Below are 16,585 nucleotides of genomic sequence, written 5' to 3'. Positions count from 1 at the left end.
TAAAGTACTTCTTTTTATGCTTTTATCATTTTTACGCAGGCTTTTTGTATATCTTCGTCTGAAAATGGCTCTAGTGCTTTTGCCAGCATTTTACTGATTCTAATACAGCTTAGCATTTTAATTCGCAACTCACGGCTGTTTCCTGATTCTGTTTCTAGAAGATACTCAAAAATCTCGTTTAGGTATTCTGGATGGTTTTTAAATTCTCCATCGAAACAAAGATCTGATACCAATCTAGCTACCGATTCTATTATTTTATTCTGACTGGCATTGTTTTCGTTTTCTGTTTTCATGGCGTTTATGTATGGTTTTGGTTATGAATAATTATTGTACGAAAAATTGTATTTTTACATCAGTGAAATAAATAATCTAAAACATCCAAACAAAACATTAGATTTGGTAATTCACCAAAAAAGATAGTCTTTTACCAATATTCTAATTTTAAGGATTTTTAATATCTTTGATGTATGAGCACAGCAACAAAACCAAAACATATCGGGAGAAACATAAGCCGCATTCGTGAGCTTAGAGGAATGAAACAAGAAGCACTTGCCATTGCTATTGGCATGAGCCAACAGACGATTTCTAATATTGAAGGAAGCGAAACGATAGACGACGAGAAACTAAATGTCATTGCAACAGCTTTAGGAGTTTCTGCTGAATCAATAAAAAGTTTTTCAGATGAAGGTGTCGTTAATTATTTCAACAATGTATATGACAACGATATCACCGATAGTATTGTTAATGCAAATGCTTTAGAATGCACTTTCAACCCGATTGATAAAATTGTAGAACTTTATGAGCGTTTGGTTCAGGCTGAAAAGGATAAGGTGGAGTATTTGGAGAGGTTGATGAAGGGAAGATAATTTCTGGTTTTGAAAATATATAATAGAGAGAGGCGCATTGATTGCGCCTCTTTTTATGCTCTGTTTAATTTAAAAAACTAAGCAGACTCTATTACAGTTTCTTTTTTCTTGAATAAATTATAAGATCTTAATTTATGGGAATCTATATAACTTATGACTTTCTTTCTTAATTCGTTTTCCGATGCAATGCCTTTACAATCCTTATTAATTGTAAAGTTAATTACATATTGAACTTCTGATGTTTCATCTTTTTTTGATATATATTCTGGAAAATAAATTTTTATTACACATTCACCCTTAACACCATCAATGTTAAATTTATACTTTAAAGATAAAGATGCGAAAATTACTTTTTTATGGTATTTATTATCTGTAACTAAAGGATGGTTTTGCAGTTTTTTTCCATTTAATTTTAGCGATTCTAATTCATCTAAAAACTTCTTTAAATCTTCTGGAGTTTTTTCCTCTTCGTCTAAATAAATATCAATATCTGAAACAGAAACAAAATCCAAATAAACACACATTTTTGTGGTAAAAGAATACAGAAATTGGATTCTATCAGGATTTGAAAAATCATTAAACCTTATCCTAATATAATCCGATTTAGAAGAGATTATATCTTCTTTTACAAATGCTTTTTTAATTTCTTTATTAATTAGATCATTGATAAATTTAGTTTCTTTGGATGTAGAATTCTGCTCAACTTTTAACTCAATAGCCCCGTCTTCACGTTTACTAACATACACCGTTCCTTTATGAGTAGTAAGATTATTTGTCCAATCATCTAATAAATTGACTCTTTCAATTTCATAATCCAAAACCCCAACCTCATCTTCAAAATAAAATCTTGGACTTCCTTTAATTGTGAAATTTTGTTTATAATCGCTTGAATTTTCAACCAATTCATTGAGATCAAAACCCTCTCTAATAATATTTGGCAAACTAAAATCCTTGCTACATTTTAAAACAGCAGAATTTATCTTTACATTATCTTCTTTCTTTTTTTGAGTTTCATATAGTTCAACAAATTCATTTGGCGTTATAAGTGTTTTAATAAGTAACGGAACTGAATTATCTTTTTCATTCCCTCCTAAAAAAACCCCCTTATCCCTTAAAAACAAATTCAAATTTGAACTTGTTATGTTTGACTTAACAAGTAACTGTCTTAACCTATCTCCATATGGTAATATCTTATCTTTCATACTATCGATTTTTAAAGTCTAGTGTGTGCTTTGTAACTGTTAGATTTGATTTAAAACTGTCGTTTCCAAAAAACGAAAGAGCCTTTTCTACGTCTGATGAATTTTTAGTTTCATTGTAATCAGGAAATGTAATAATCACATTGCTTGACGAATCTAAATGATCAAAACTTTTAACAAAAGAAAAAATTCTTAATAAGTCTTCATACTTAAAATTGTCCCGAACACCAATGATGAAGGTTACCTTATTATCGATCTCAACTCTTAAAGGAATAATATCTGAAAATAAATATTGAATTGGTAAAAATTCACCATAACTCTTTGATTCTAGACTTAATGCATTCAATCCTGAATTATGATATACAAAAGACACTATCCCTTGCTTGAATTTATTTTTTACATTTTCAATTAAATTTACAAAAAATGTTATTCTAGCATTATCTAAAACAATTATTCTATTAAAATGATAATCTGAACTTACAGTCATATTTGACACTTTAGAAATCACATCAAAATCTAAATCACTTTCATTTGAAGCCCAAACTAAAATCCCTGTAATATCTGTTTTAGTAACATTCGAAAAACTTCTGTTAATCTCAGAATTGAGCTTAGAATTTTCATAACATTCTAGCGTATAAACCAAATCTTTAAAATGTTTTTTAAAGTCTCCTTTAGGCGCTTTAGGATATTCATTAGCAGTAAACTTAACAGAAATAATTCCGACATCTAAGACCTTGTCTTGCAAAGGAGAATGTACTGTAATCAAACCATCAATTCCATGACTTGTTTTTGGACCATCTCCCATTTTATGTTTTTCTCCATTATTGCATGAAATACTATTTTTTTTCCTTAATGTTTTATAACCTAAAATATTCTCAAATAAATATTCCACTATCTTTTCCCCTTCTTCACCAACACTTTTAGACCATTCTCCCATACTCTTTAAAATTGATTAATAACCCTTTAACCTTTGTTGTAAATATCTTAACACATAACAAAAAACCGTGTTCTTAATTCCGCAATCTAGGAAAAATATTATATAATTAAAGTTTTAACTTTATAAAATTTATTATTGATTATTAACAAAGAATGTCAAGAAAAAAATTTGCTTTTTCCATTTTAATCATACCCATAAATTAAAAAAAACGCCGCAATCCAAAGATTACGGCGCTTTTCTATTTCTATAAAACTCTCAGGATAATTAAACCCCTAATTTCTTAGCAATTTCAGCAGGAATTCCTCCCTTGTTTACTAGTAATGCAGTAGTTTTATATTTTACAAAGTTTTAAGTTACAAACAAGAAACCTTTGTAGTTGTTTGTTTTTATTATTTTAGGATGAAATATTCTTCAATTCAGTTGTATTTATTAACGATTTCATTTGGCTAATTGCAATTTCATTCAACTTTAGCAATCTTTCATTCTGTTCTATATCTTGTTGTATCAGCATAGCATTTATACTTTCAAGATTAGATAACACAACTAGCTGTTCAATAGATGCTATATCTCTAATATTCCCTTTTTCATTAGGATTTTCAATACGCCATTGTTTTGCTGTTTTTCCAAACAAAGCAACATTCAATATATCTGCTTCATCTGCGTAAATAAAGTTTCTCTGATAAGCTGTTAAGCTTATGGGTATTAGATTTTCCTTTATTGCATCTGTATGTATTTTGTAATTAATTTTAGAAATGGTTCTTTGCAAATTCCACTCTAATTTTTTAGTACTATTTTCTTCTTCCTTTAGACGCTGAAATTCTTTTATTAAATAAAACTTAAACTCTGCACTCAACCACGTGGCAAATTCAAAAGCGATATCTTTATGAGCAAACGTTCCTCCATATCTACCTGTTTTCGAAATAATTCCAATAGCATTAGTAGATTCAATCCAACGTTTCGGAGTTAACGAAAAGCTATTAGAACCCGCCATATTTTTAATTCCATCGAATTCGATGGAATTAAAATCAGGATTATTAAATTTCTCCCATAAGCCAACAAATTCAATTGTGCTTCTGTTTCTCATCCAGTTTTGCAAAATATAATCACTTCGTTCATCATCGCGATGTCTCGCAATATCCGTTAGAGATATAAAATCCTCTTTATTGTCTTCATATAAAGCAATATCGACACCTTTTACATTTATCTTTTTATTTTTTGACATACTATTTGAAAGAAAAGTATTAATTAATTTAAAAGCCAAATATACATTTTTATGCAAAAAAATGATTCAATTAAAAAAATCAAAATAATATATTATAACTAAAATTTAAAACAAAAAGCGCCACAATTTTCATTGCAGCGCTTTTCTATTCTCTTAAAACTCTAAGGTAATTAAACCCCTAATTTCTTAGCAATTTCAGCAGGAATTCCTCCTTTGTTTACTAGTAATGCAGTAGTTTTATATTTTACGAAGTTCTTAGTTACAAACAAGAAACCTTTGTAGTCGTTTGTTTCTCCCCAAGAATTTTTTACGATATAGTATTCTTTTCCAGTTTGATCTTTTGCAAGACCAATAATGTGCATTCCGTGGTCGTCTGTTGTAGTGTAGTTATCAAACGCTGCCTGACGCATTTCTGGAGTAATTTCTGGTTCAGCTTTTGGTCCGTTAAACATGTCTGCTTTTTCTTCAGCTGTCATGTCGTCGAATTTTTTAGATGCTACATAAGCTACACCATTTTTCCAGCTAAAGCTTTTCTCGCTAACATCTGTTGCCCAAGCTACAGTATATCCTTTTTTAAGCGCGTTGTCGATAACGTCTGTCATATCGTTCAATTTTACGTTGTAAACTTGATCCAATGACCAGTTGTCTGGCACCATCATAGTTGTTTTTTGGTAGTAAGGCGCGTTTGTAAAAGATGACATTTCTACATACTCGTCTGGGTTAATTCCTACTACTTCTTTAGCAAAAGATTGTGGCGTATAGTTTTTTCCTTTGTAAGTAAAGTTATCTGGCACTTTTCCTAAATAAGAATCAATAACAGCTGAATATGCTTTTTGCCAGTTTGGAGTCAATTCTCCGTTCGGGTTTTTCACAACTGCTGCAAGAACACCTTCGATAAGAGCGCCCATTTCAGCAAATTTGTTTTTGTCTGTTCCGTAGTTTAATCCTGTGTAAACTTCTCTTGGCACAGTTCCGTATTTTTTGTACATATTAATTACATCGTGAAGAGCACCTCCGTCACCAAGCGTAATTGCTCCGTGCATACGAACATAGTTAATACCTTTTTCTACATACACGTTTCTTGCAGAATAAATTTGAGAAAGCTCAACAGGCTGTTTTCCTAAACGAATCATTTCTGATTCTAAGAATGAGTTTGTTGAGTAGCTCCAGCAAGTTCCAGATGATCCTTGAGATTTTACTGATGTTGTTCCTAGGTTGATTACTTCTGTAAATTTGAAGTTCTCTTTACTTTTGTCGCTAGCATTTAGTTTAAGTGAATTTACTAAGATGTCTTGCGCAAAACAGCCTGCAGTTCCAGCCAAAAATATTGAAGCAGCAAACACTGATTTGAATGAAAATGTATTCATAAGTTATGTTTAAGATTTTATAAAATTAGTCTCAAATGTTTCCAATTTGTTACAAAACAATTAAATATTATACAATTTGTGTAATGTTTAGTTGTTAATATTTTCTTAACGGCTAGAATTATTAAGGTATTTAACACAAAAAAGCCTCAATACTACATTATTAAGGCTTTTTTAGTTTATTATTTATAAATTAACTTCTTACAAGTTTTTTGCTTTTTTGGCTATCGCATCCAGTTACTTCCAAAAACGATATAGTAAGCCCATTCTTCTGGTCCTTTGGCCACATCGACTCCCATACGGAGTTTAAACTTTCTGGCAATGAGGTATCTAAAACCTGTTCCGTAGCTGTAAACAACTGGTTTTGCAAAGGCCTGATCCCAATCGTCAAAGGCGCTTGCGAGACCTCCAAATCCCATGAGGCTCCATCTTCGGTACAAATCCCATCTAAATTCGAGTTCAGATACAATACTCGTTTTTCCCATATATCGGGCAGCAGGAATTCCTCGCATATTAATTCCCGGTTGTAAATAAAAAGGCGGACTCCCCAACGCCTGCTCTCCTTCAATCCTTAGTCCGCCAATTAGAGTTTTCGCCAACGGATAATATCCAATTGCCGATAAATTAATACGCCATGCCTGATAATCGCTCCCCAATGCTTTATCTGACCAAAAGAAATCGGTTTGAATCCTTATTCCTTTGTCTGGCGTAAATATGTTGTCACGTCCGTCAAACTGAAGCGCGGCTCCAAGCTGACTTATGGTGCTTTTAATATCTTTCGGATTTACAAATGGCGGCAGAAGATCTAAATCTGGCAGGTTTATTTTTGAATTTAAAAATAAATACTGCGGCCCTGCGCTCCATTTTGCATTATTAAACTGTTTGAGCCATTGTGTATAAAAAATAGTCGATTTAAAATTGAGCTTAAACTCCTGATCTTTTTGGTTGGGCAAATTATTGGCATAAAATGATAAATTCATGTCGCCATAAGCTGCAAAACCACGGTAGAGTATTTTAGGTTTTATAAGTGTTGCAGAACGAAAAGCTCCTGCCAGCCAGCTTTTATTGGCTGTATACATTCCGATTCCACCAGTAATATCTGGATTTATAAATCTTTTTTTACCATTTTCATCAATTACAGGCGCGTGTTTTTTTAGAAAAATTGGAGCAACTGCACCTCCAAATCCTCCTACGGCGGGTTCTGTAATAATGGTAGGAACAACTATAAATCCGTTGGCATAAATAAGAAAATCACTTAAATCGAAAGCACCGTCTAAGGAATCTTTTAAAACGGTATGATGTTTTTGTGCATGCAAAACATTAAACGATAATAGTATCCAAAGCAAAAACAGGACTTTTTTATGTATTGTTTTTTTGTTTTCCATAGAATGTCTATCGTTTTAGATTTAAATTTTCACTTCATTAAAAAAATCTTCAGCAATTATTTTTTCTTAAAACTGAAAACGTGCGCCAGCGTAATAAAGAAAGTATTTCCTTGAAATCTATTTACCGCGCTTACTTCGCCAATCCATCTAAAACCTGCCGAGGTCATACTGCTGAGATGCAAGTAATTTACCTCAGCTCCTAGTCCGCCAACTCTATCTTTATCGGGTTCAAGTGTGAATGCATTCCCTACCGGAATTTTATCATCTGATACTTTGTATTGCAGGTAATAAATCAGACCCGCATTGAATATGCCTTTTGGTGCAGTTTTCTCGGCATTCATACAATAAAAGGTTTTTCCTAAACCTCCTTCAATGCTCAAAATATCTCCTGTTTTAATATCGGTATCTTTCTTTTTTCCATTGATTTCATAGGCGGCCAAAGCAGAAAAATGGAATGTTTTTTTATCATTAAAGTACAAAGTTGTCCCTGCCGAAAACTCATTCATGAACATTCCTAAACCGCTATTATTGCTTCCGCCAACTTCATATTTTCCTGTTGGCAGATACATTTGATAACTGAAGACAAAGTCGGCTCTTTTATTGTGCCAGCCTAGCTGAACGGGCTGTATGTACATATCTGTAAAAGCAAAATCACTTTTAGAATCGACGTAACTTCCCTGAATTGTATTGGAAGCTCCAGCTAGCAAAATTGTAGCTCCGTAATTGGCTCCTAAAATTTTAAAATCGCTTACATAATTGGCTCCTACTCCTGTTATAAACATGGTAAGATTAGGATCTCCTACTTTATCTCCGTCAGCATCTCTTAATGAAGATGCTGCATAAATGTAACCTGGAATATAAACGCTCAGCGTCTTTTCTGGAGCCTGAGTACCCGATTGAAGCCCCATTGCACCAAGAATATGTCCTCCTTTTAATTGTGCATTACAATAAAAAGAAATCAATAACATCATTACTGCAAAAACTGACTGTACTTTTCTTCCCGAATTATCAATCTCTAATTTCATGGCAGATATTTTAAATTAAAACTATGCAATAGCTATTAATAATTTTACTTGAAGTAATAGGATCCTGTACGATCCGGATTTATTCTGATGGTTTTAAAGTATTCTGAAGGAGATTTTCCAGTATGTTTTATAAATGCCCTGAAACAAGTTGTTCGGGATTTAAAACCAGATCCCCAAGCCATGCCTTCTAGAGATAAATCTTTCCATTCTGGATCGTTTATTTTTTCTTTAAAATATTCAATCCTTTTAAGATTGACGTAATCTTGAAAATGAAGTCCGAATTCAGAATTAATCAAATTGGATAAATGGTGTACAGATATTCCTGTTTCATCAGACAAATCTCTGATTACAAAATCTTTCTTTAAAAACAGATTTTTGGAGTTTAAAACATAATCTAGTTTTAAAAGATATTCTTCTCTCTTTTCAAGAGTCAGTTCGTTCGCTATTGGAAGCGTATTTTTTGTTTCTTTTGTTTTTACCACTATTGTATTGTCAACAACAAAATCAAATGTTTCTTCTTCATCAAGGAAAATTTGCGGCCTGAAGTAAAGCCATCCAACAGTAAAAAATAATACCGAAGAAATTAGCACGTAACAGGAAAGATCTCCTGCATCTACGTTTCTTAATAAAAAGTGATGAACAAAAAGTGCCGAAAATAAAAACAGAATCATGAGATTATACACTCTAATCCAGTTAATTACTTTAATATGATGAAATTGGTTTCCTTTAAATTTTTTCAGATCATAGTTTAAAATCAACATGGTTTGAAAAAAGACATAGAAAAGCCAAATCGTCAATGTTAAAACAGAAAATGGATTTTTGATTAATTCTGCAATGTAATTGACAGCTTTTAAATTGGTATAACTCCCAATATAAACAACTAGCGTTAAAAAGAAATAAATAGCAAAAGGCACAAAATGAAGCCAGTCGTATTTTCTGAAACTTTTATTTAATGATAAAATATTTCTAACATACAAAAATGAACATGGAGCGGTTAAAAATATAAACGCTTTTGTAATAGTAAGAAGATCTGGGAAATTTTTAAATAAATTGGCCGAAAGATAAAAATTGTAGATACTTACTACCGCCAGACTCAGCAGAAACATTCCCAAAAAGAAACTTTTTGAGTAATTTTTTTTGGAAAATAAAACCATAATCGCAGTGGCTAGCCCCGCAATAGTGGCTATAAAAAAGAATAGGGAAAGTAAAATATCGATCATTTTTTTAAGCTTAATTTAGTAACGTTAATTCTCTTAAAATCTTAAAAATAGAATACGATGGGGGCGTACGCATGAAAAATAAATATTGTACTTGCCAAAGTGTGGCAAGTACAAATGCTTTATTGTAATTATTTCTTAACTGCTCCTGGAGGAAAACCAGTTAATATTTTTTTGATTGCATCGTTGATAAATTGTTCTGGATTATCTGGTCGACTGTCAATTTCGGCATTTCCAATTCCTTGCCAAACCAGCTTGTCTGTTTTTGTAGATACAATATCTATAACCAAGGAACCATCAACATAATCGTAGGTATTAAATGTTGTATTGGCACCGCCCATCATAGCACCGCCTCCCCAATATCCGTATGGACGATACATTCCGCCATAACCGTAAAAGTCTGTATTAGCACTAACCGATGTTTTGTTTTTTAGGATAGAAACGGCATTAACTTTTAAATCTGGATTGCTAGATTCTGTAAATCCTTTTGCCAGCATTTCGTTTCGAATTGCTTTTGCAACACGATCAACATTTAACTGATTTACCTGGCCCTGTTGCGCTTTTAAGTCATAAACCGCAAAAGTTTTGTATTCGCTGAAGTTAGCTGAATGATCATAATCAGTTGTAACTTTTACAGTTGGAGAGCAGCTGTAAAACAAACCCAAAAATAAGATTGGGATTATACGAAGACTTGTTCTTTTAATATTCATGTTGTGGTATTTATTAAATTAATAATTAAATCAGTTTAACTCGAATGTATTAAAAACGTAAAAATCTTGAACGTGGGGGCGAAAAAGATATCAATAATGACTTATATAGCACAAATCATTACTAAACAATTACTTAGATCACTCTCAAAGATAAATCATTTTATTTAATTAACAGTATTAAATAAATAAAATCTTACTTTGTTGTTTTCTGGCATATTTTATTCAATATTTTAAGATTTTTTAAAGTTTAATTTACTTTGTATGGCTACATATCTGTTCTATTTCTTTTGACAATAAAGAATCAGATTTCGGCAGCAATCGGTAGTTTTCCATGCTTTATCGCTTCCAGCATTTTATTATAATCCGACTCGTTTTGATCGGAGTATAAAACCGAAAATTCTGAAATGGCATCAGCAAACTCATTTGTATCTCCAATATAACCTGAAATTATAGAAGGATCTCCCGAACGTGCATGGGCTCTTGCAAGTGCCCATCCGCAAGCTTTGGCATATTCTGCCATATTTTTAGGTTTCATCACTTCTAGAACGGGTTTTACTTTGGCATCTCTCAGCTGACGGATGTAAAAAAATCTATTTTTACTGTCGTCTGTCCATCCCAAAAACATATCCGATGCAGACTGCATTAGCTTTTGTCCCATTACAATGCGCTCGCCTTGATGGCTGTATTTTCCTTTTATTTTTACATTCCCTTCTAATACACTTTTTCGGGCTTCTTTAAACTGTAAAAAAATAGGTTCTCCAGTTGCCGACATTAGCAGACTAATGCCACACAATGTTCCAACACTGCCAACACCCACTACTTTGATAACAATATCATGAAGCATGTATCGGCTTAACAAAATCTGCTTTTCTTCTGAAAGCGATTCTAGATATCTATTATGGATAATTTCGCCCTCTTTAGCCACTTGCTTTTCAAGCTCTCCGCTTGGGTGAAATATCAATGGCGGATCATCTTTTATACGGGCTCTGGCACCATCAAAATAAGTCATCTTTGCAAACTCTTTTTCGTGAGCGGTGTACTCTGATGCCTTTTTAATTCTTTTCTGGTCAAATTCTTTAAATTCTTTATCTCGTCCTAATTCAATCAGCTCTGCCAAATCAATATCGGCGTACCAGATTTGAAGTGCCGATAATTTACTGTAATCCAACATATGCCTTTTATAGCTATCTGCCACATTCCAAGCAAATTCTTTACAGCTTTTATGGGAAAATTTTCGCCATCTTCCGGCAATCACAAAACTTGCCGCCAATCGTTTTACATCCCATTCCCACGGTCCAGGAAAAGTTTCATCAAAATCATTAATATCAAAAACCAATTTTCGTTCTGGAGTTGCAAATCCACCAAAATTCATCAAGTGGCAATCGCCGCAAAGTTGGAGATTTATTCCAGATACAGGAGTATGAGCCAAATCGGCAGCCATGATAGCAGCGGCACCTCTGTAAAATGCAAAAGGAGATTCCATCATTCTTCTGTATCGAATTGGCAGTAGACTTTCAACTCTTCCTTCGCTAGTTTGAATTAAAATATCTACAGGATCTTTTCGGTTTTTGAAAGAATTCCATTCCTTGTGTTTCTCCAAAGGTATTTTCTTTCTAATCGAAGCTCCTTTTTCATAACGCTCTGCCTTTGACGCTATCGGATTAAATGGGGTTTCGGCTATATGTTTTGAATCTTGACTCATATCGATGATAATTATTTTACCTCTTTAATGTCATCCATTTTCCAGCTTTTATCAAAATAAGCTTTTGTTGGGCCATAGAAACGCATGTAAGTAAACCAATGTTTTCCTGGTAAAGTTTGCACCCAGTTTTTCTCTTTTCCCGCTGGAGCTTTTGGGCCAAAATACAAATCGACAGAACCGTCACTGTTTTTTATCAAATCTTTTCGAGAAGACAAATCACCACTTTGTTTCGGATTATCAATCAAACAACGTGTTGCCGAATCATAAACCGTAACAGACCAAAAATTGACTGCTGGTGGATTTGCTGGTATATTTAAGGTATAATTTTTTCCTCCATCTAACCAATTTCCTTGATTATCATAATAAGCCCCCAAATAAGCTTGTCCTACATTTGGCGTTTTCGTAATCATTGCCTTAGAATATCCTGTTGCTTCGTAAAAATAAGAGGCACGCTCAAAAAACTCGTCATAATTCTCATCACGCTGTGATGGGTTTTTAATAATCATAACATAATCCCATTTTTTATCTGGCCAGTGTTTTACATCTGCAAAACGTTTACTAAATGAATTTGCCATTGCCATTTGTTGTCCTTTAGTGGCCGCATCAATTAGAATTTTTTTCTGACGCTCATCTGGCGTAAAAGGTTTTCCTTTTTCTATGCCCAAATTTTTAAGCCAAGCCATAAAAAATCGATCACGATCTTCAACAGGCTCAACTTGCAAAATAGCATGAAGACGCTCCCAATAAGCAATTCCAATTGGTTGATTACCCAGCCATTTTTTTCCTGCTGGCGGGCTTACTATTTTAGTTTGAGTTGGATTGTCACGTTTCGAATACGGATAAATTTTTACCTTTTTTACAATGTCTTCTGTTGATTTTGGATCTGGATCTAACGAACGAATTCCAAAAAACATATTCATTGTATTGCACGGAACGATAAAATATCCCGCTGGTTTTAGATCTTTCATTGTTGGAGGTACTAGCAAATATTTGCCACCTTTGCCTTTGTCTGGCCCCATTTCGCCAATTACTGCCTGCTCACGTTGCCAGAAATCTCCAAGCCCTCCAGCAGTATGCCCAGCAGGCATTTCAAGAACTGTTGGGCCATTTGTTGCCAAATCGATAAAAGACATTATATAAGGTGTTGTTGCGTTGGCAGTAAGAATCCCTATACGATCATTGTATGTGTTATAAAAAACAAGATCATTACTAGACGCCTTAAATTGATTGTAATGCACATTTTGCCACTCAGCGAAAGTTACAATTGGCAATGCCCACAAATAACATTGTGTTGCCTGCTGCAAATCCATTTCGTCAAACAGTTTAGGAATAGATTCTTTAGATGGCAGCTCACCATCCATTTTTATTTCAGTTCCAGATGAAGCAACTTCTGCTGATGAAGTTTCTGATGTTTCTTTTTTGCATCCAATATTTAAAACAAGTGAAATCGTTGCTAAAATTATAAGGCATTTACTTTTCATAATAACCGATTATTTAATTAGAAATTCAGATCATAATTATTTCACTTCTGTTAAATCACCCATTTTCCAGGTTTTCTCAAAAAATCCTTTTTCTGGGCCATAAAAACGAGCCAATAATTCAAATTTTCCTTTTGGATCTGTTGGAACCCAGTTTGATTCTTTTCCTGTAGGTGCTTTTGCTCCAAAATAAATATCGACAGAACCATCGCTATTTTTCTGAATTCCTGGAGTAGTTGAAGCACGGCTAAAATATTTCATGTTTTTTATTAAAGCATGCGTTTCACGATCGTAAGCCGTTACAGACCAATATAATTTTACAGGAACATTTGCTGGAAGATGCAATTGATACAATTTTGAACCATCAAACTCCTGACCTTTATCGTCTTTAATTGTCATTAAATAAAACTGTCCTGTACCTAAATGTTTAGCACTGAAATAAGCGATTGAGTAGCTTATTGCTCGTTCACTTACCGGATAAATATTTGGAGCTGTATAATTGGACATTATTGCTTTTACAACATCTTGAGAAGCTGGTAATGCCCAGTTTGTACCGTCATAAAAAGGAGGAGTAAAAATTGCTTCATATTTACTGTCAATCCATTTTCCGGCATCTTTTACGGCTATTTCCAGAATCTCTTTTGTTCGGGCATCTGCCTGAAAAGTTTTTCCTTTTTCTATACCAATTGATTTTAAAAAATCAACCATAACTAAATCTCGAGTCAGCCACGGTTCACGCTGTACAAACTGATTTAAGAGTTCGAAAAAATGAAAATTATATGGAATTGTATTGCTAAAATCGACTTCAAGCAAATCGGTAAATTTTGTAGCCGGTGGATTTGACGCTTGAGAATATGGATAAATTTTAATACGTTTTCCATAATCAATTGCCCTTTTTAGATCGGCTGGACTTCCGTCAGTAAGATTGGATCTAAGAATTGCAAAACCCGTATAAGTTGATGATGGCATCGGAATATATCCTGCTGGTATTTTATCTTTATAATCTGGTGGCAGAATTAAATATTTTCCACCTTTTCCTTTATCGACACCCGCCGGACCAATATCTTCAATTGCAGTTTGCCAGCCATCATCGAGGCTTCCCGTTAAAGAAGACGCGCCTTCAGCAGCTGGAATTTCTAACACAACAGGTCCTTTTCTAGTATCATATAAAGGATTTATATAAACAACATCAGGATTTGGTGTTAATGTTTGATTCTTTGAATTTATTAATCCTGACCAATAAATGATCTCATTAAAATTACCTTTTGCAGCAGTTAAACTTTCATTGAGCAGTTCAAAATTGACTGCTGGCATTCCCCAAACAACAGCTTCAACTGCCCGATTATAAATTATTTGTTCATTCAGATTAGCTGGTTTGAAAGTACTTGAAACAGATTCTGCAGAAGTCGATTCTGTTTTTTCTGTCGAAGTTTTATTGCAAGAAATAAATAACGCAATAATAAAAAGTGAAATTATTTTAGTCTTCATTTTATCTAGTATTAAAAAAATTAAAATGATATTCTCTAAATTCTCATGGAAAATTATTGCGGGAATATAAATGCCACCACCGCTCTTAATCCCCAGTCTGGTTTTATAGATTGATGTCCAACAACCGGAATTAAAGGCATAACGGCAAATTGCATGGTTTGTCCTCCTAATTTTGTAATTGCCCCAACATTTGGACTAACGGTTATAAGTGTAGTATTTCCTTGCCAGTTTTGAGTAATTTCTGAAGTGATTCCCAAACTTGCTCCGCTTTTGTAACTGTGTGTTAGAAATAATTGTGTGTAAAACTGATTAAAATCTGCTCTATCGGCATTTCCTGCGACAGACCAAATTTGATTGGCCAGAAAACCAATAGAAAGTCCTTTTCCTTGATGCATGACCAAAACGCTTGGTCCAATTCCGAATTTTTCTGTTCCTAAAAATTTCTCTGTCGCAGTTGGCACTAAAAAAGCAGGTCCAACTCCTAAGATGAGTCCTTTAGTTTTAGGAGCAAAAAATGCCGTCACCGTTGCATCGCTCAAACCAAACTCATGTGTATTTTCTCCCGTAACATCCTGCTGATCTACAACTGGAAGAATGTAACGAGTAATTAAGTTTAAATTTTCACTCAACTTAAAAGGAACAACGGGCTGAATATTGATCTGATATTTTATTCCGTTATAAGGGCCAATTCCATAAGTAAGATTATTTTGCAGCGGCACACTAATTAAGCTTGCCACAGGATTAGCCATTTTATCAGCAAGTTCTTGTGCACTGTTTCCTGGTTTTGCAGGTTCTTCCTGAGCCGAAATTGTAAAAGTTACAAGCATCAATGCTATTGCTAAAAAAGAATTTTTCATACGGCTTAAATTTATTTACTAAAAAAACTTCGACTCTTTAACTTTTATACTGCAAACAATTCTTTTCATTTAATCTGCAAAAACTTTTTTCCAGTCTTTCTGCATATCCACAACATGCCATTTGTTTTGCGCTGCAGCATTTAATGATGCGTTGTCCTTTTCCTGATATTTATATTCTCTTATAGAATCATTATGATTTACAAGCAATTGAAAAGATGGATATTTATTCCCTTGAGAATATTTCAGCATCGCAATATCTCCTGCACCACCTTCGTTACCGCAGGCAAAAACAGGTCGCTGTCCAATGTGCAATTGAATACCAACAGGTTTCCCTTCTTTATCATTAAAATGATCTAAAGCGGCTTCTCGTTGCACTGCATTTTTAGCTGCATCATATTTGTATTTGAAAGAAGTACCTACCACTTGGTCTTTTGGAATTCCGTAAAAATCTTGAGATATTGCTCTCACCACTTCTATTGTTCCCCCAGTAACGATATATGTTTTAAATCCGTTGGCACGGAGATAATTCAGCAGTTCTAATTGCGGCTGATAACGTATTTGTTTTACCGGAACATTTTTACCTGGATATTGTGCACTTTTAAAAAAGTCATTCACTGAAGCCTCAAATTCATCTTCCGTCATTCCGGTATGAGTAGCTGCAACCAATTCTATAAGTGCTTTATCGCCTCCTTTTTCAAAGAAGGTTTTATCTTTTTCTATAACTGCTTTAAAAGGCTGTTTTTGTGCCAATTCTGGTTTGGCTTCTACCATTTTTTTTACTCTATAAAAAGCAAAAAGTTCTTGTACATATGGTTTTTCTGCCCATAATGTTCCATCATTATCAAAAGTCGCAATTCTGTCTTCTACCGGAATAAAATCAGGACTTCCTTCTTTTGTTACTTTTTCAACATAAGCAATAATGTCTTTTTTTAAAGCTCCGTCATTCCAGCTTGGCAATGGATCGCCGTTATTTGCTGCAGTTTCTGTTTGTTTATTTTCTGTTGGAGAAGTTACTGTATCCGATTTTTTACAGGAAAAGAAAAACAAAGCCACCAGAGACAATATATAGATACTTTTTTTCATGATGTTTTTATGTTAGTAAAAGAGACCCAGATTTTTCAACCTAAATCTCTTT

General features: G+C 33.6%; 15 protein-coding genes. 1 reads left to right on the top strand and 14 read right to left on the bottom strand.

Going from position 1 to position 16,585, the window contains the following annotated elements:
- Positions 1-14 precede the first annotated feature (14 nt).
- Positions 15-293, bottom strand: coding sequence for a hypothetical protein (locus PQ463_RS18675; protein WP_274254968.1), 279 nt, complete (start codon positions 291-293; stop codon positions 15-17).
- A 174-nt stretch (positions 294-467) separates the two neighbouring features.
- Between PQ463_RS18675 and PQ463_RS18670 the strand changes: the two genes are divergently transcribed.
- Entirely contained in the window at positions 468-866 is a 399-nt protein-coding gene (locus tag PQ463_RS18670) for a helix-turn-helix domain-containing protein (protein ID WP_274254967.1), read from the top strand.
- 77 nt (positions 867-943) lie between these two features.
- On the opposite strand, the gene gapS4b is transcribed toward PQ463_RS18670, so the two are convergent.
- From gapS4b to PQ463_RS18605, 13 genes are all read right to left on the bottom strand, one after another.
- Positions 944-2,068 (bottom strand): GapS4b family protein, encoded by a 1,125-nt coding sequence (gene gapS4b / locus PQ463_RS18665; RefSeq protein WP_274254966.1) that lies wholly within the window; start codon positions 2,066-2,068, stop codon positions 944-946.
- Between the two features lies 1 nt (position 2,069).
- On the bottom strand, positions 2,070-3,002 hold the full coding sequence (gapS4a, locus tag PQ463_RS18660; RefSeq protein WP_274254965.1) for a GapS4a family protein: 933 nt from the start codon (positions 3,000-3,002) through the stop codon (positions 2,070-2,072).
- A gap of 394 nt (positions 3,003-3,396) precedes the next feature.
- Entirely contained in the window at positions 3,397-4,224 is an 828-nt protein-coding gene (locus PQ463_RS18655; protein WP_274254964.1) for a KilA-N domain-containing protein, read from the bottom strand.
- A 170-nt stretch (positions 4,225-4,394) separates the two neighbouring features.
- Entirely contained in the window at positions 4,395-5,591 is a 1,197-nt protein-coding gene (locus PQ463_RS18650) for a C1 family peptidase (protein ID WP_274254963.1), read from the bottom strand.
- A 221-nt stretch (positions 5,592-5,812) separates the two neighbouring features.
- Positions 5,813-6,973, bottom strand: a complete 1,161-nt coding sequence (locus tag PQ463_RS18645) for a BamA/TamA family outer membrane protein (protein ID WP_274254962.1) — start codon at positions 6,971-6,973, stop codon at positions 5,813-5,815.
- 56 nt (positions 6,974-7,029) lie between these two features.
- Positions 7,030-7,998 (bottom strand): SphA family protein, encoded by a 969-nt coding sequence (locus PQ463_RS18640; protein WP_274254961.1) that lies wholly within the window; start codon positions 7,996-7,998, stop codon positions 7,030-7,032.
- A gap of 44 nt (positions 7,999-8,042) precedes the next feature.
- Positions 8,043-9,218, bottom strand: coding sequence for a helix-turn-helix domain-containing protein (locus tag PQ463_RS18635; protein ID WP_274254960.1), 1,176 nt, complete (start codon positions 9,216-9,218; stop codon positions 8,043-8,045).
- Between the two features lie 128 nt (positions 9,219-9,346).
- Positions 9,347-9,925, bottom strand: a complete 579-nt coding sequence (locus PQ463_RS18630; protein WP_274254959.1) for a DUF4136 domain-containing protein — start codon at positions 9,923-9,925, stop codon at positions 9,347-9,349.
- A gap of 301 nt (positions 9,926-10,226) precedes the next feature.
- Entirely contained in the window at positions 10,227-11,627 is a 1,401-nt protein-coding gene (locus tag PQ463_RS18625) for a DUF2252 domain-containing protein (protein ID WP_274254958.1), read from the bottom strand.
- A gap of 11 nt (positions 11,628-11,638) precedes the next feature.
- A complete protein-coding gene (locus tag PQ463_RS18620; RefSeq protein ID WP_274254957.1) occupies positions 11,639-13,108 on the bottom strand; it encodes a DUF1254 domain-containing protein in 1,470 nt (489 codons plus the stop codon).
- Between the two features lie 36 nt (positions 13,109-13,144).
- The gene (locus PQ463_RS18615) at positions 13,145-14,593 is read right to left on the bottom strand and encodes a DUF1254 domain-containing protein (protein WP_274254956.1); all 1,449 of its coding nucleotides are present in this window, start codon (positions 14,591-14,593) and stop codon (positions 13,145-13,147) included.
- A 53-nt stretch (positions 14,594-14,646) separates the two neighbouring features.
- The gene (locus PQ463_RS18610) at positions 14,647-15,450 is read right to left on the bottom strand and encodes a hypothetical protein (protein ID WP_274254955.1); all 804 of its coding nucleotides are present in this window, start codon (positions 15,448-15,450) and stop codon (positions 14,647-14,649) included.
- Between the two features lie 69 nt (positions 15,451-15,519).
- Complete coding sequence (locus PQ463_RS18605; protein ID WP_274254954.1) at positions 15,520-16,533, bottom strand: HAD family hydrolase; 1,014 nt, start codon at positions 16,531-16,533, stop codon at positions 15,520-15,522.
- Positions 16,534-16,585 lie beyond the last annotated feature (52 nt).

The organism is Flavobacterium sp. KACC 22763 (assembly GCF_028736155.1).
Lineage (GTDB): Bacteria > Bacteroidota > Bacteroidia > Flavobacteriales > Flavobacteriaceae > Flavobacterium.
The sequence above is the reverse complement of the archived record's forward strand: the minus strand, read 5'-3'. Positions and strand labels throughout refer to the sequence as shown.

Bases quoted from the DNA above. Each gene is read 5' to 3' on its own strand.
- PQ463_RS18675 (WP_274254968.1), bottom strand. From the start codon at position 293: ATGAAAACAGAAAACGAAAACAATGCCAGTCAGAATAAAATAATAGAA.
- PQ463_RS18670 (WP_274254967.1), top strand. From the start codon at position 468: ATGAGCACAGCAACAAAACCAAAACATATCGGGAGAAACATAAGCCGC.
- gapS4b (WP_274254966.1), bottom strand. From the start codon at position 2,068: ATGAAAGATAAGATATTACCATATGGAGATAGGTTAAGACAGTTACTT.
- gapS4a (WP_274254965.1), bottom strand. From the start codon at position 3,002: ATGGGAGAATGGTCTAAAAGTGTTGGTGAAGAAGGGGAAAAGATAGTG.
- PQ463_RS18655 (WP_274254964.1), bottom strand. From the start codon at position 4,224: ATGTCAAAAAATAAAAAGATAAATGTAAAAGGTGTCGATATTGCTTTA.
- PQ463_RS18650 (WP_274254963.1), bottom strand. From the start codon at position 5,591: ATGAATACATTTTCATTCAAATCAGTGTTTGCTGCTTCAATATTTTTG.
- PQ463_RS18645 (WP_274254962.1), bottom strand. From the start codon at position 6,973: ATGGAAAACAAAAAAACAATACATAAAAAAGTCCTGTTTTTGCTTTGG.
- PQ463_RS18640 (WP_274254961.1), bottom strand. From the start codon at position 7,998: ATGAAATTAGAGATTGATAATTCGGGAAGAAAAGTACAGTCAGTTTTT.
- PQ463_RS18635 (WP_274254960.1), bottom strand. From the start codon at position 9,218: ATGATCGATATTTTACTTTCCCTATTCTTTTTTATAGCCACTATTGCG.
- PQ463_RS18630 (WP_274254959.1), bottom strand. From the start codon at position 9,925: ATGAATATTAAAAGAACAAGTCTTCGTATAATCCCAATCTTATTTTTG.
- PQ463_RS18625 (WP_274254958.1), bottom strand. From the start codon at position 11,627: ATGAGTCAAGATTCAAAACATATAGCCGAAACCCCATTTAATCCGATA.
- PQ463_RS18620 (WP_274254957.1), bottom strand. From the start codon at position 13,108: ATGAAAAGTAAATGCCTTATAATTTTAGCAACGATTTCACTTGTTTTA.
- PQ463_RS18615 (WP_274254956.1), bottom strand. From the start codon at position 14,593: ATGAAGACTAAAATAATTTCACTTTTTATTATTGCGTTATTTATTTCT.
- PQ463_RS18610 (WP_274254955.1), bottom strand. From the start codon at position 15,450: ATGAAAAATTCTTTTTTAGCAATAGCATTGATGCTTGTAACTTTTACA.
- PQ463_RS18605 (WP_274254954.1), bottom strand. From the start codon at position 16,533: ATGAAAAAAAGTATCTATATATTGTCTCTGGTGGCTTTGTTTTTCTTT.